The organism is Croceibacterium atlanticum (assembly GCF_001008165.2).
Classification (GTDB): Bacteria; Pseudomonadota; Alphaproteobacteria; order Sphingomonadales; family Sphingomonadaceae; genus Croceibacterium_C; species Croceibacterium_C atlanticum.
Window position 1 is genome coordinate 1,876,254 of sequence record NZ_CP011452.2, and the last position, 13,531, is coordinate 1,889,784.

At 60.2% G+C, this 13,531-nt stretch carries 10 protein-coding genes; 6 read left to right on the forward strand and 4 right to left on the reverse strand.

Annotated elements, in window-relative coordinates:
• Positions 1–84 precede the first annotated feature (84 nt).
• A complete protein-coding gene (locus WYH_RS08925) occupies positions 85–2,079 on the forward strand; it encodes an acyltransferase family protein (protein ID WP_046905005.1) in 1,995 nt (664 codons plus the stop codon).
• Positions 2,080–2,227: 148 nt separating this feature from the next.
• On the opposite strand, the gene WYH_RS08930 is transcribed toward WYH_RS08925, so the two are convergent.
• Genes WYH_RS08930 through WYH_RS08940 form a run of 3 tightly spaced genes read right to left on the reverse strand, consistent with a single transcriptional unit; the run spans position 2,228 to position 6,653 of the window.
• Positions 2,228–3,199, reverse strand: coding sequence for a hypothetical protein (locus WYH_RS08930; protein ID WP_169780747.1), 972 nt, complete (start codon positions 3,197–3,199; stop codon positions 2,228–2,230).
• A gap of 29 nt (positions 3,200–3,228) precedes the next feature.
• Positions 3,229–4,434 (reverse strand): DegT/DnrJ/EryC1/StrS family aminotransferase, encoded by a 1,206-nt coding sequence (locus tag WYH_RS08935; protein ID WP_046903551.1) that lies wholly within the window; start codon positions 4,432–4,434, stop codon positions 3,229–3,231.
• 14 nt (positions 4,435–4,448) lie between these two features.
• On the reverse strand, positions 4,449–6,653 hold the full coding sequence (locus WYH_RS08940) for a polysaccharide biosynthesis protein (RefSeq protein ID WP_053833496.1): 2,205 nt from the start codon (positions 6,651–6,653) through the stop codon (positions 4,449–4,451).
• 333 nt (positions 6,654–6,986) lie between these two features.
• On the opposite strand from WYH_RS08940, the gene WYH_RS08950 reads away from it, so the two are divergent.
• Together WYH_RS08950 and WYH_RS08955 are read left to right on the forward strand one after the other, a co-directional pair.
• The gene (locus WYH_RS08950; protein WP_046903552.1) at positions 6,987–8,189 is read left to right on the forward strand and encodes a glycosyltransferase family 4 protein; all 1,203 of its coding nucleotides are present in this window, start codon (positions 6,987–6,989) and stop codon (positions 8,187–8,189) included.
• Positions 8,182–9,087 carry a methionyl-tRNA formyltransferase gene (locus tag WYH_RS08955; RefSeq protein WP_046903553.1) on the forward strand — a complete coding sequence of 302 codons (906 nt, stop codon included), beginning with the start codon at positions 8,182–8,184 and terminating at the stop codon, positions 9,085–9,087. Before WYH_RS08950 ends, WYH_RS08955 begins: the two co-directional genes overlap by 8 nt.
• Before the next feature lie 125 nt (positions 9,088–9,212).
• Here WYH_RS08955 and WYH_RS08960 read toward each other — a convergent pair whose 3' ends face one another.
• Positions 9,213–10,565: a UDP-glucose dehydrogenase family protein gene (locus tag WYH_RS08960; protein ID WP_046903554.1), complete on the reverse strand. Its 1,353-nt coding sequence runs from the start codon at positions 10,563–10,565 to the stop codon at positions 9,213–9,215.
• 632 nt (positions 10,566–11,197) lie between these two features.
• Here WYH_RS08960 and WYH_RS08965 point away from each other — a divergent pair.
• The 3 genes from WYH_RS08965 (at position 11,198) to WYH_RS08975 (ending at position 13,516) form a co-directional block, all read left to right on the forward strand.
• Positions 11,198–11,938, forward strand: coding sequence for a LuxR C-terminal-related transcriptional regulator (locus WYH_RS08965; RefSeq protein ID WP_053833498.1), 741 nt, complete (start codon positions 11,198–11,200; stop codon positions 11,936–11,938).
• Positions 11,939–11,985: 47 nt separating this feature from the next.
• Positions 11,986–12,531: a sugar transferase gene (locus WYH_RS08970; RefSeq protein ID WP_046903555.1), complete on the forward strand. Its 546-nt coding sequence runs from the start codon at positions 11,986–11,988 to the stop codon at positions 12,529–12,531.
• Positions 12,532–12,781: 250 nt separating this feature from the next.
• Positions 12,782–13,516, forward strand: coding sequence for a helix-turn-helix domain-containing protein (locus WYH_RS08975; protein WP_046903556.1), 735 nt, complete (start codon positions 12,782–12,784; stop codon positions 13,514–13,516).
• Positions 13,517–13,531 lie beyond the last annotated feature (15 nt).

The window sequence follows — 13,531 nt, forward strand, 5'->3', positions numbered from 1 at the left end:
AAGAATTCGAACATGGCATTCAGCTCATCCGCAAGGATGCTCAGAAGCGTTTTGGCCGGACAGGGGAAGAGAAGCCCCGATGCCGTGACCAATCCGAAGGCGGCAGGCATCGGTTACCGGGCAGATATTGACGGGCTACGCGCTCTGGCGGTGTGGCCCGTGGTCCTGTTCCATTCGGAACTGGGCATCGTTTCGGGCGGCTTTGTCGGCGTCGATATCTTCTTCGTCATTTCCGGTTATCTGATCACCGGCATCCTGTTGAGGGAACTGAGGGAAGAACGCTTTTCCCTGCTGGATTTCTATGCCCGGCGCGTTCGGCGCATCTTTCCTGCGCTGTTCACCATGCTCGCAATTTGCGGGGTGCTGGGCGCCATATTCATGTTCCCGCGCGATCTTGAAACGCTTGGCCTGAACCTGGCTGCGGCAAGCGGGTCCGTCTCCAATATCGCCCTGTTGAGCGAAGTCGATTACTTCGACGGCGATGCCAAGCTGAAGCCCTTGCTGCACACATGGTCGCTGGCACTGGAAGAACAATATTACCTGCTCTGGCCCCTGCTGCTGATGGCGCTGGCTGGCCGCCGGCGCAGCTGGCTGCTGATGGCGGGCAGTGCAATCGCCGTGATCTCTCTGGTAACCAGCGTCTGGTACATCCAGTACGAGCCTGACGACGTTTTCTACCTGCTGCCCTTCCGCTGCTGGGAATTGCTGATCGGCAGCCTGCTGGCCGCCGGCCTGGTGCCCCGGATCCGCAGCCGGCGCCTGGCCGCCTGGGCCGCTGCGCTGGGCTTCGCCATGATCATCTATGCCGTGGTGGCCTTCTCCGACGAGATGGTATTTCCCGGCCTGGCCGCACTGGTGCCCTGTATCGGTGCAGCACTGATCATCCATGCCGGCCAGTGCGACGAGAACACTCCGGTGGGGCAATTGCTGGCAAGTCCGCTGATGACCTTCTTCGGCAAGATATCCTATTCCTTCTATCTCTGGCACTGGCCGCTCTTCGCCTTCCTTCGGTATCAGACTTTTGACGAGCCGAATCCGGCCGCGTTCATCTTCGGCCTGATCCCGCTGGCACTGATCTGCGCGACCCTGTCCTGGTATTTCGTCGAGCGCCCATTCCGCGAAAAGCAGTTGCTGAAATCGCGTTTCTCCACCCTGACGGCCGGCATTGTCGCGATTGCCTGCGGCATCACGGCGGGCTCCGTGCTGTTCTTCGGAAACGGGCTGCCCCAGCGCTTCCGCGCCGATGTCGTCGCCCTGTCCGAAGTGAAGGACACGGTGAATCCCTACAAGGTCTGTTCCTGGGCAGCGGATCATGGCGAGAATTGCATCATCGGATCGCCGGGCGAAGTGGACGTGATGCTGTGGGGCGATTCCCATGCGGGCGCATTGTGGGCCGCGGCGGACGCGCTGACCGGGAAAGGGCATTCCACGCAATATGCCGCAAGCTCCGGCTGTCCGGCGCTGTATGAAATGGGCACCAGCCGGGAATGTATTGCGCTCAACCGGAAGCACCTGCAATTCGTGCTCGATAACGACAATATCCGGTCCGTTGTGCTGGTTGGGCGCTGGTCGCTCTATTTCCAGGGTCGCGCGCTTCGTGCCGGCCCGGCGGAAACCAATTCCGGTCTGCCGCGGCTCCTTTCCGCCGATGGGACCGATTACGATCAGTTCACGCCTGAAGCGCAGGAGGCGCTGGCGCGTGGTATTGGCGGGCTGGTGAAACGCCTGACCGCCGCAGGCAAGCAGGTCATCCTCGTCTATCCCGGCCCGGAAATCGGCTATGACGTGCCATTCGCGCTGGCCCGGATGGAAGATCGCGGCATCAGCAGTTTCGAATTCGGTCTGCCCATGCTGTCCTATCGCAAACGGCAACAACCTGTATTCGAGATCCTGGATTCCTTCGGCAACGATCCTCTGATCGAGCGCGTCTATCCGGCGGAAGTCCTCTGCCCGGATGAAAATTGCACGGTCGCCCGTGACGGGCAGCCGCTCTATACCGATAGCAATCATGTCAGCCCACTGGGCGCGAGATTGATGGCCCCCCTGCTGGAAGAGGCCATCGGCCAGCGGCCCGATTAAGGATCGGCTTTCTGCCATCGGGCAGGCAAGGCCGTGCGCCACGCTTCAGGACTGCTGGTCAGGTTTTCCGGCACTGCCAAGCGGCTGACACAAAAAATGCCCGCGACCCCCTGGAGATCGCGGGCTTCGCGTCAGAGATCCGGTGCTGTCAGGTCGCGCCGAACAAAAGCGTCACATTACCGCAGCGATCGTCAATGTCGTTTGCCGGCAGGTCATTTGGATAGATCACGCGGTGCAGAACCGGCTTCAGACCGAAATCGCGCTTCGCCAGATCACCGGGCATGATTGCCAGCTTGTCCGTAGTGACCGGCAGGTTCTGCCATTTCCCTTCATACAGAAACTCCGTCCGGACGCTTTGCCTGTCCCCGCACAGGGCCGAAAAATAGCGGCCATCCGTATGCGGGCGTTCCACGATCGTGCGCGCATCAGGGGTATCGCCCGGCACACCCTTGACGACATCCTCGCTGATCCACCGCGCGAAGTTTCTCCCGCCCGGCATCGTCATCATCACGCCTAGAATGTCCGAAGCCCATCGGCCCGACAGACGGTGATGCAGGGCACCGCGATTCCGGTCGATCTGGAACCCCAGCCGCCCCCAGCGCGCCAGTGAATCGCTGGTCATCCGCGAAAGCATCTCGAACTCCCCGGCGGAGGCCTGGTATTTCAGGCGTTGCATCGCAACCCGATATTGCCGGGCGGGCCTGTCCTGCGGGGCAAGCGCGGCCATGATCGTATCCACGACATCGCAGCATTCGCCGATCAGTTCCCTTTGCAGGGGAACCGTCTGCCCGTTCTGCCGGAAGGAGGCAGGGATCGGCTTCAGATCGCCATCCACGCTTCGTTCGATCTCGATCTTCCGGCCGATATAGCCATGCAGTCCCGGCTGGAAATAAATGACATCGCCCAACGCCTGGGTGATATCCGCCGACCCATGGTGGTTGGCCGCGATATCGGAGATAGGCAGTTCCCACGGCAGAACCTCGTCCGGCTTTTGCACCAGACGCTGCCAAAGCTTGCGCGTCGTCGCACCGAAATCAATCAGCGCAACAGCCGCTCCATCGCGGAAAAGGTTGAACAGCACCCCAGGCGCAAGATCAATAAGTTGTAATTCGGCAATCAATGACCCATCCCTCTGGTCAATATCGCCCATCAAGTGATGGCAGTTCTTACTAGCGCCCCGATTTCCTGAATCTGCTTTTGATCGAACATGTGGTCGATTGCGAGCATTAGATTTGCTTTTCCCACCTTGTGGGCATTTGGCAAGCCTTGATCAGTTCTGACTTCGCGGTCGGTGAAAGCGTCTTCGCGGCTCATATCCGGGCAGGTGCCCGTACCGCATGTAATTCCGTGAGAGCGCAGCTCGTCCACGATCTCGTTGACGCTGCTCTTGTCCTGCAAGCCGTCAAGATCGATCGTGATATTGTATTTGTACCAGGCATGGACCGTATCGGCCGGCGGCTGCGGCACGGCAACCAGCGGGTGGCCGGCCAATATCCCGTTCAGCAATTCGGCATTGGCGCGGCGCCGGGCAAGCCAGTCCGGCAGTTTGGCCAATTGCGCACGGCCGATGGCAGACTGCATCTCCGTCATCCGGAAATTGCTGCCGAAACTGTCATGGATGTAACGGAACGCGCTGCCGCCTCCGCCTGAATTGACCTTCTGATAGCTCTTCCCGTGATCCTTGTAGGCCCATGCCTTCAGGAAAATATCCCGGTCGGAGGTGACGAACATCCCGCCTTCGCCGCCTGTCGACATGATCTTGTCGGTGCAGAACGAAAAGGCCGCCGCATGGCCGATGCTTCCTGCAAGACGGCCGCCGATGGATGCACCATGCGCCTGGGCGCAATCTTCCACCAGGAACAGGCCGTGCCGATTGCACAGGTCCAGCAGCGCATCCATGTCGCACGGCCAGCCGGCCAGATGCACGCAGATCACGGCCCTGGTCTTGGCCGAAATCATGCGTTCCACCGATTGCGGGCAGATATTCTGGCTTACCGGATCGACATCGGCGAAGACCGGTTCCGCCCCGGCGGCAACCACGCAGGCCGCCGTGGCGAAGAAACTGCGCGCCGGCACGATCACTTCGTCACCGGGGCCGATCCCCAGGGCCTTCAGCGCCAGTTCCAGCGCCAGCGTTCCATTCGCTACGGCTATCGCATGGTCCGCGCCGACGAAACGGGCGAATTCTTCCTCGAAAGCCTTGGTCTGGTCGCCATGGACCAGCGAATTGGTCCGCCCGCTGGCCAGCACGTCCATGACCGCTTCGATCTCGTCCCGATCATGGAACGGCCAGCGGGAAGAAAGGCTCATCTGTTCAGCCGGCGCATTCGCAATGGTGGTGGATGACAGGTTCACGTATCCTCGCTCCCTTAACCGATCGAAGAGGCGTTGGGCGCCTTGGATGAAACCACGGCAAAATTCCCGCGGGCATAGTCGGCCATCAGCTCTCCGAAATCGCCGAAGGGCAGTTTTTCGTCGGCAGTGCCACTGGGGATGCGCACCAGATTGTGCAGCACCCGGCGGATTTCCGCATCGTCACCATCCTGTATCAGCCGTTCCAGCCGGGCGATCGCCTGGCTCATCAGCGGAAGGGGAATGGCACGGGACCGGGCTTCGAAAATGCCGGGGATCTGCGACTCCGCCTGCTCCTCGCAAGTGTCGAACAATTCTTCATACAGTTTCTCGCCCGGGCGCAGGCCGACAATGTCGATATTGACATCGACATCGGGTTCATAGCCGGCAAGACGGATCATCTGCGCAGCCAGATCGTAGATCCGCACCGGCTCTCCCATGTCGAGCACATAGATATTGCCGCGCGCCGTATTCTTCTTCAGCGCCTGCGCACTGCTCTGCAGGATCAGCTGAACCGCTTCGCGCACCGTCATGAAGTATCGGGTGATGTCCGGGTGGGTCACGGTCAGCGGGCCACCCTTTTCAAGCTGCTGCTTGAACAGGGGCACGATGGAACCGCTGGAACCCAGCACATTGCCGAAACGAACGGTGATGAAGCGCGGCGCATCGGGATCATCCACGCCGCACAGGTCGAGAGCCTGGCAGTAGATTTCGCCGACACGCTTGCTCGCGCCCATCACGCCAACCGGGTTCACCGCCTTGTCGGTGGAAACCTGGACCATCGCCTTCACGTCGAATTCGCAGACCAGATCGGCGACATTGCGCGTGCCGATGACATTGGTGTGCACGCCGGCGCAGGGATTTTCCTCCACGATCGGCACATGTTTGAGAGCGGCGGAATGGAAAACGAATTCCGGCTTGGCCTTTTCAAACACGGCGCGCAGTTCGTTCTTGTCACGGATCGAACAGATCGCCTGCCGCACCGGCAAAGCAGGATGCGTCTGCCGCATTTCCAGGTCGATCTTGTAAAGATCGTGTTCCGCGTGATCGAGCAGGGTGATCTCTGCCGGGCCGAATTGCGCCAGCTGGCGCACCAGTTCGCCGCCAATCGTGCCGCCCGCGCCGGTCACCAGCACGCGCTTGCCGCGCACGCAGTCATTCACGACCTGACCGGCCATGGAAAATTCGGGACGGCCGAGCAGCTCTTTCGTCGTCAGCGTTTCGATCTTGCCATTGGTGCCAGACCGCAGGAGCTGGCCCCAGGACACGGAAACGCGGCTGATTTCGAGATCGAGCTTCTTGGCCCGTTCCAATATCTTGGAACGGCTGCCGGGAGAGGACATGCCATTATCGCACAGGATCAGGCGGTCCGGCGCCTTGCCCCGTTCTTCCAGCACGGCAACCGCGCTGGCCAGCATCCCTTCTCCGCCGAGCACAGGCACGCCCGCCAGCCGGCCGACAATGTCGCTGTCTTCCGACAGGAGGATACCGACGATTTCGAGATCGGATTCAGGATCGCCGCGGATCAGATCGATGACAGAGGTTGCCCAGTCCGGCGAAGCGACGATGATCGCACGCTGTTTCGGCTGGGTGCCGACCCCGCCAACGGACGCGGCCGACTGGCTGCGGCGCATTTCCCGCAATTGGCGGCGCGCAATGCGCATACTGCCCATTACCACGACCAGCAGAGAGATATGCTGGATCGGCATGGTGACCATTTCGGCGACCCCGCCATCCCAGCGCAGCGGCATCGTGGCCACCGAAGCCAGCCAGGCCACGACCAGTCCGACGACCACGGCCTTGCCCATATGGATACAATCGCTGAAACGGATGAAACGCCAGCTCTGGTGGTAAAGACCCGTCAGCCAGAAGATCACCGTCACGATCACGCTGAACTGGATGACGAACAGCAGCCGGTCGAATGTGGTGCCGACCAGCACGATATTGCCGAGCGACATCATCATCTGCAGGGTCACGGCCACTGCAAACAGATCCAGCCCGGTGACAATCGCCAGGCGCCCGATGCGCCGATCGCCGAAACGGGCGAGCAGATGATGCGCCCAATAGGACAGTTTCATCAGCAGCGTGCGCTTCGGCGCGCGTTCGGCGGCCGGTGCTTCCGACACGGCACTGTCCGTTGCCATTTCGGCACCGTCCTGTTCATTGGCGGCGGCGAACTGCCTGCCTTCCGAAAGTTTCGCGGTGCGAAGCATATCCTGCATGAGGCCCTCGACTGAAAACCGGATTGACGGCGCTATCCGTATCGACAGCGCCCGCCGGGCCCATTGCGGGCCTGATCAAATCCTAGGCTTCCGATCAGCAGGAAAATATTACCCAAACAGCTCTTATACCGAATCGTGATCCATGCCCTCCGGGCGGGTTTGGGTGCCCCCTTTGGCAAATATTGCCCCAATTCCCATTTCGGGGTGGGCCATACCTATACCTAAGCATATTCGCCCTTTGGCCGCGTGATCGGACGGCCCGCCCCGGCTAGGGTCGTGTAATTCGCGCCGGGTTTTTCCGCCCGTAATGCGCAGCCACTCCAGGGGGCTTTCGTGAAAATCCTCGTCCATTCCAGCCTCGCCTATTCGCTCGTCAATTTCCGCGGCGCGCTGCTCGCCGCGCTTGTGGCCGAAGGCCACGATGTGATCGCGACCGCGCCTGACCGTGATGACGATATCGAGGCGAAGCTCGCCGCGATGGACGTGAAATTCGAACAGATCCCGATGGCGCGCGCTTCGCTCAGCCCGTTCAAGGATCTGCAGACGCTATGGGCCTATGTCCGGATGATGCGCCGGCACAAGCCCGATGTCGTCATCTCCTACACGCAAAAGCCCATCATTTACGGCGGCCTGGCAACGCGTTTGGCCGGAAAAGCGCGCTATTACGTCATCATGAGCGGCCTCGGCTTCATCTTCAGCGAAGCATCGGACGCCCGCACCGGGCTGCGCAAACTGGTCAGCCGGATGTATCGCGAGGCGATCCGCAAGGCGCGGACCGTGTTCGTCTTCAATTCCGACGATCGGAGCGAGATGCTGCGTCACGGCATCGTCAGCGGTGAACAGCGCGTCGTCCAGGTGCCCGGATCGGGCGTGGATACACGCCGCTTCCTGGCCCGGCCGATCAGGCAGGATCCGCCAGTCGTGCTGATGATCGCGCGGCTCATGCGCGACAAGGGCGTGAAGGAATTTGTCGAAGCGGCCAAGATCGTGAAACAGCGTATTCCCGCCGCGCGATTCCAGATTCTGGGCCGGCTGGAAGAGGATAATCCGACCGGAATTTCCAAGGATGAGCTGGCGCAGTGGTGCTCGGAAGGGGTAATCGAATTGCTCCCCGAAACGCGCGACGTGCGCCCTTATCTGGAGGAGGCGACGATCTTCTCCCTGCCATCCTATTACCGGGAAGGCCTGCCCCGCACGATTCTCGAAGCCTTGTCCAGCGGCCGCCCTGTCGTGACGACGGACCTGCCGGGTTGCCGCGATGCCATCAATCACAGGCAGAATGGCCTGCTGGTCCCCCCGCGCGATCCTCAGGCGCTGGCCGATGCCGTGCTTGAAATGCTCGCCGATCCCGCAAGGCTGGAGGCCATGTCCGTGGCCGCGCGCGATCTGGCGGAACGCAAATATGACGTGCGCCGCGTGAACGAGGCGCTGATCGACGTGATGTGCCTGAAAGCCAGTGCACCTGCGGAAACCTCCGCCGCAACGCAAACCATCACCCCGGCTGCGGAAGGGCTGAAGGTCAGCGCCAATGCCTGATATCGTCGTGGTCGGTGCTGTCGAAAGCACCCGCATCGCCGTTGAGGCCGCATATCGCAGCGAAGGCTGGACGGTCAGGGCAGTAGTGACCCTGCCGCCCGAACGATCCGCACGCCATTCCGATTATGTCGATCTTTCCCCCCTCTGTCGGGAGATCGGCGCGCAGATCATTCACGCGCCGCGCATCAACGATCCGGCGACGCTGGATGAGATCCGGGTGACGAAGCCGGACCTTATCCTGGTGGTCGGCTGGTCCCAGATCTGTGACGGGGAATTCCTGTCCATCTGCCCGGGGCGCGTGCTCGGCTATCACCCGGCGCCGCTTCCGCGCCTGCGCGGCAGGGCGGCAATTCCGTGGACGATCCTGCTGCGCGAACCGATTTCCGCCGGGACATTGTTCTGGATCGATGAAGGGACTGACAGCGGCCCGGTCATGGGCCAGCGCTTCTTCCATGTGGCCAATGATGAAACGGCGCAGTCGCTTTACGACAAGCACATGGACGCGCTGGCACCGATGATCAGCGACACGCTTTCCCGGATCGCCCGTGGCGAAACCGAAGGCGCGGCGCAGGATGATCGTTACGCGACATATGCTGCGCGACGCACGCAGAAGGATGGCCTCATCGACTGGCGCCAGCCGGTTGATGAGATTGACTGCCTGGTTCGGGCCGTGGGCCGCCCATATCCCGGCGCGTTCACCATGCGGGGCGAGGACCGGATCGTTATCTGGCAGGCAGAACCCCTGCGGGACTTCGCCCATCAGGCAAGCACGCCCGGACAGATCGTGGCCATTTCGGACACGGAATTCTCCGTCCGCACGCCCGACGGCATTCTGCGCGTGACCGAATGGGAACTGGAAAGCGGCGACCCCCTGCGCAATCACCAGCAACTGGGCTGATCGCAACTCATACCGACCGGCCCGAGCAGCAGGCAGCCACTCGCTTGCGATAGCAGAAGGGCCGGGAAGCGAACCTGTTCCGGCTCGCCTCCCGGCCCTTTCGATCTGCAATTCATGCCGGGCGATCAGGCGATCGCAGGTTCCGGCCGGGGCGAAGCGGCATCCTGGCAGACGCTATCCCGGCCCACGCTGATATAGGTGAAACCGGCCGCCTTCATCTGGTCCGGATTATAGACATTGCGCATGTCCACAAAGATCGGCGCCGTGGCGAGCTGCTTCACACGGTCCAGATCCAGCGCCCGGAAGGCATCCCATTCCGTCACCAGCGCAATCGCATCGGCGCCTTCGATCGCTTCATAGGCACCGCCTGCCATGGTCACTTCGGGGAGCAGCGCGCGCGCTTCTTCCATGCCTTCCGGATCGTAGGCCACAATTTCTGCGCCTGCATCGGCAAGGGTCTGCGCAATCGCGATGGCCGGGGAATCCCGCATGTCATCGGTATTGGGCTTGAAGGTGAGGCCGAGCATGGCCACGCGCTTGCCGCGCGCCTGTCCGCCCAGCGCTTCTATGATCTTGCGTCCCATCGCGCGTTTGCGCGTCTCGTTCACTTTCACCACCGCTTCTACAATGCGCAGCGGGCTTTCATAATCCTCGGCAGTCTTGAGCAGGGCCAGCGTATCCTTGGGGAAGCAGGAACCGCCATAGCCAGGGCCTGCATGAAGGAATTTCGGCCCGATACGATTATCGAGACCGATCCCGCGCGCGACATCCTGCACATTGCCGCCGACCTTTTCGCACAGATCAGCCATTTCATTAATGAATGTGATCTTCGTCGCGAGAAAGGCATTGCCGGCATATTTGATCACTTCAGCCGAACGGCGGCTGGTGAACAGAATGGCGGTCTGATTGCGGGTGAGCGGGCGATAGACTTCGGCCATCACTTCGCGGCCAAAATCGTCCTCCGCCCCGATCACGATGCGATCGGGCTGCTTGAAATCGCCAATGGCCGCGCCTTCGCGCAGGAATTCGGGGTTCGACACGACCGATGTGCCTTCGGGGGCGCCGGAAAGCGAAAGGATCCGGGCCACTTCATCGCCCGTGCCGACAGGAACGGTCGACTTGTCGACGATCACTGCCGGTTCTTTCAGATTGCGGCCCACTTCTTCGGCAACCGCATAGACGAATGAAAGATCTGCATGGCCATCACCGCGGCGCGAAGGTGTGCCAACGGCAATGAAGATCGCGCTGGCACCTTGTATGGCACTGGGCAGATCGCGGGAAAAGCTGAGGCGGCCCGCTGCCACATTTTCGGCAACCAGATCGGCAAGGCCGGGCTCGTAAATCGGCATGATGCCATTTTCGAGCTTTTCAATCTTGGCGCTGTCCTTGTCGATGCAGACTACTTCATGGCCGAAACCGGCCAGGCAAGCGCCTGACACCAGGCCGACATATCCAGAGCCCACCATGGCGATCTTCATAGGAAACACTCCATTGATTCGAATGTACCGAGTGATCGGCAGCTGGCGGGTAGCCTGATCGATCCCGGCGATTGGAGGAATTGGTCATAAGGAGAGCGCGCTGAAATAATGGTCATGCCCTGACCATCGGATCCGGCCGCCCCCTTCGATAGTCGTAGTCACGCCTCTCAAAGGGCGAAGCCGCGGCCGGCCCGAAGTGAGAAATCAGACCCGGCCCGCCTCAACCGGCAGACGGCCGACTCGTCCGGACCGGGGCATGTTTCCCAAAAGGAGTGCGGAATGGGTGCGAAATGGGCGCGAAATGCGATGACAATCCAAATTTTCCACACCCTTGGACCTCGTACGAAAGTTCCAGTTTTCAGATGCTTGGATTAGGGATATTCAAAACTTTCTTTGATTTTCATGAATTTGTCGAAAATCGCCTATTTTGAAAATTGACCCGGTACGAAACACCTACCCGGTTCGGGTGACACGGGACTCGACGCTTATCCCGATGCGCTTATGATTTAATCATCGAATCGCCAGACAAGATAAAGTTCTTTGGCAATTTCATATAATTATGATGCCTTGGAAAACGATAACAACCAAGGCCTACGCGGGTTGCGATAGGATCATTTAATTCGGAGGAAATTATGTCCAAGGTCCATGTTGCACTGCTAGGCAGGAACGCTCTCGTGCGTGAAGGTTTGCGCCATATTCTCTCCCGGGAGTCGTTTGAAGTTGTTGAATCTGCTGACAATCCGGCAGAACTCATGCATCCCGCCCCGGAAGGTTCGGATGACACGCTGATCGTCCTGGTGGACCAGAGTGCCCAAAAGTATGAAGACGATGAAGTTTTCGCAATTCGCAATGAAAACGAAAATGCGCGTTTCGTTTTCCTTACGGAACAGCTGAACCTGGAATATATGACCCAGGCTTTCCGGCTTGGCGCGCATGGCTTCATCCTCAAGAGTGTCGGCTGTGAAAGCCTGCTGGGATCGCTGCGGCTGGTCGCCCTGGGCGAAAAGGTTCTGCCCGGCGCCCTGGCCGAAAAACTGCCGAGCATTTCCAGCGCAAGTTCGGTCATGGTGTCGAAGGAAAGTTCACTGGATACGCCGCTGTCCGATCGGGAAACCGAAATTCTCAGCTGCCTGGTCATCGGCCTGCCCAACAAGCTGATCGCCCGCCGGCTGGATCTCAGCGAGGCAACGGTGAAGGTCCATGTGAAGGGCATCTTGCGCAAGCTTGGCGTCCAGAACCGTACGCAGGCGGCGATCTACGCCCTGAATAACGGCTTCGACAGCACTTTCCGCACCAGCAGCCAGGATTATTCCCCTGTCGTCCATGGGGATATGGATGGCGTCGGCGCCATGAACGAACACCAGATGGCCTGAGCCTTCCGGCTCATCCATCCAGGTAATTTGGAGATCAGGGCTTAGCCATGCTGCTTCAACGGCTGATTGCACTTGTCGGCTTCGTGGTCCTGCTGCCCGTGATGACAATCACGGCAGTGGCGGTCCTCCTCACGCTCGGCAGGCCAGTCTTCTTCATTCAGGAGAGGTCGGGCCGGTTACAGCAGAATTTCAAACTCATTAAATTTCGCACCATGCGCAATAATCGCGATGCGAAAGGCGAATTGCTTCCCGACGAGGCGCGTACTTCGGCCTTCGGGGCCTTCCTCAGGAAGACGCGGCTCGACGAATTGCCCGGCTTTATCAACGTCATGAAGGGAGACATGGCGCTGGTGGGCCCGCGGCCCCTATTGCCGGAAACAGTTTCCGCCATGGGGCATGACGGCGCAATCCGTGCCAGCGTGCGTCCCGGCATGACGGGATGGGCGCAGGTCAATGGCAACACATTGCTTTCCAATGACGAAAAATGCGCCTGCGATGTATGGTATGTCGAAAACAGGAACTGGAAACTGGACACGCAAATCCTCTTCAGGACTCTGCATGTTGTCCTTTTCGGTGAAAAACGCAGTTCCTGACCTTTCCCCCTTTACAGACTTGCAACTATAGTTGCTCCGCTTCTGTTCAAGCCCGCCACGCTTCCTTTAAGGTTGCGGCGCATTTCAGAAACGGGCGGATCAGAAACATTGATAATTGCCCATCTGGCGAAACATTGAAATCGACAGCGAACAGGGTCCGTAACTGACGGTATTTTCCCGGACTTTGCCTGATTGCTTTCGATTTTGTTTACCGAGATTCTGATACTGCCGGACCTGAAAGGGAGCGATCGTGACAAAGGGTCTGATTGGAGCGCTCGAGCAAGCCGGTGATCGCGCGGCACCGCGCCGCCGCCTGCAGCTGGAGGTAAGCGGCAGCAGCAATGGCGGCGGTATCGATCGTGCCGTGATTCACAATATTTCCATGACCGGCCTCCTGCTGGAAACCGGGGTGTCGCTCAAGAATGGCGATGAAATCCAGGTCGATCTGCCCGAAGGCGGCAGTACGACTGCGATCATCGTCTGGGCCAGCGGGAATTTTTATGGCTGCAAGTTTCAGGAAGCGATTTCGCCAGCTGTGCTGAGCGCTGTGCAATTGCGCAGCACGGCGGGACAGGGGACCGAGGAGAGCGCGCCATCCGATCCGGCGCCCGGCCCGGTGGAGGCATTCCACGATCGCCTGACGCGCCTGCGCAAGGAACGCAAGCTCAGCCGCGCCGAACTGGCCAAGAGGTCCGAAGTCAGCGAACCGAGCATATGGGCCTGGGAGATCGGCAAGCGCCAGCCGCGGCGCCGCAATATCAGGTCGCTGGCCGCGGCGCTCGATATATCCGAACGCGAATTGCTGCTGGGTGGCGATGCGGGGCCAGCTCCCAAGCCGGACAGCGCTGAAGGCCGTGCAATCGAACTGGGCGGAGAGCCTGTGCCCGCCACTTCGCTGTCCGAACTGATCGCATCGAGCAAGAAGAAGATCGCCGCCCTTGCCGGGACGACGAGCGACAAGGTGCGCATAGTCATCGAGATGTGATGGGCCCGGCGGCAA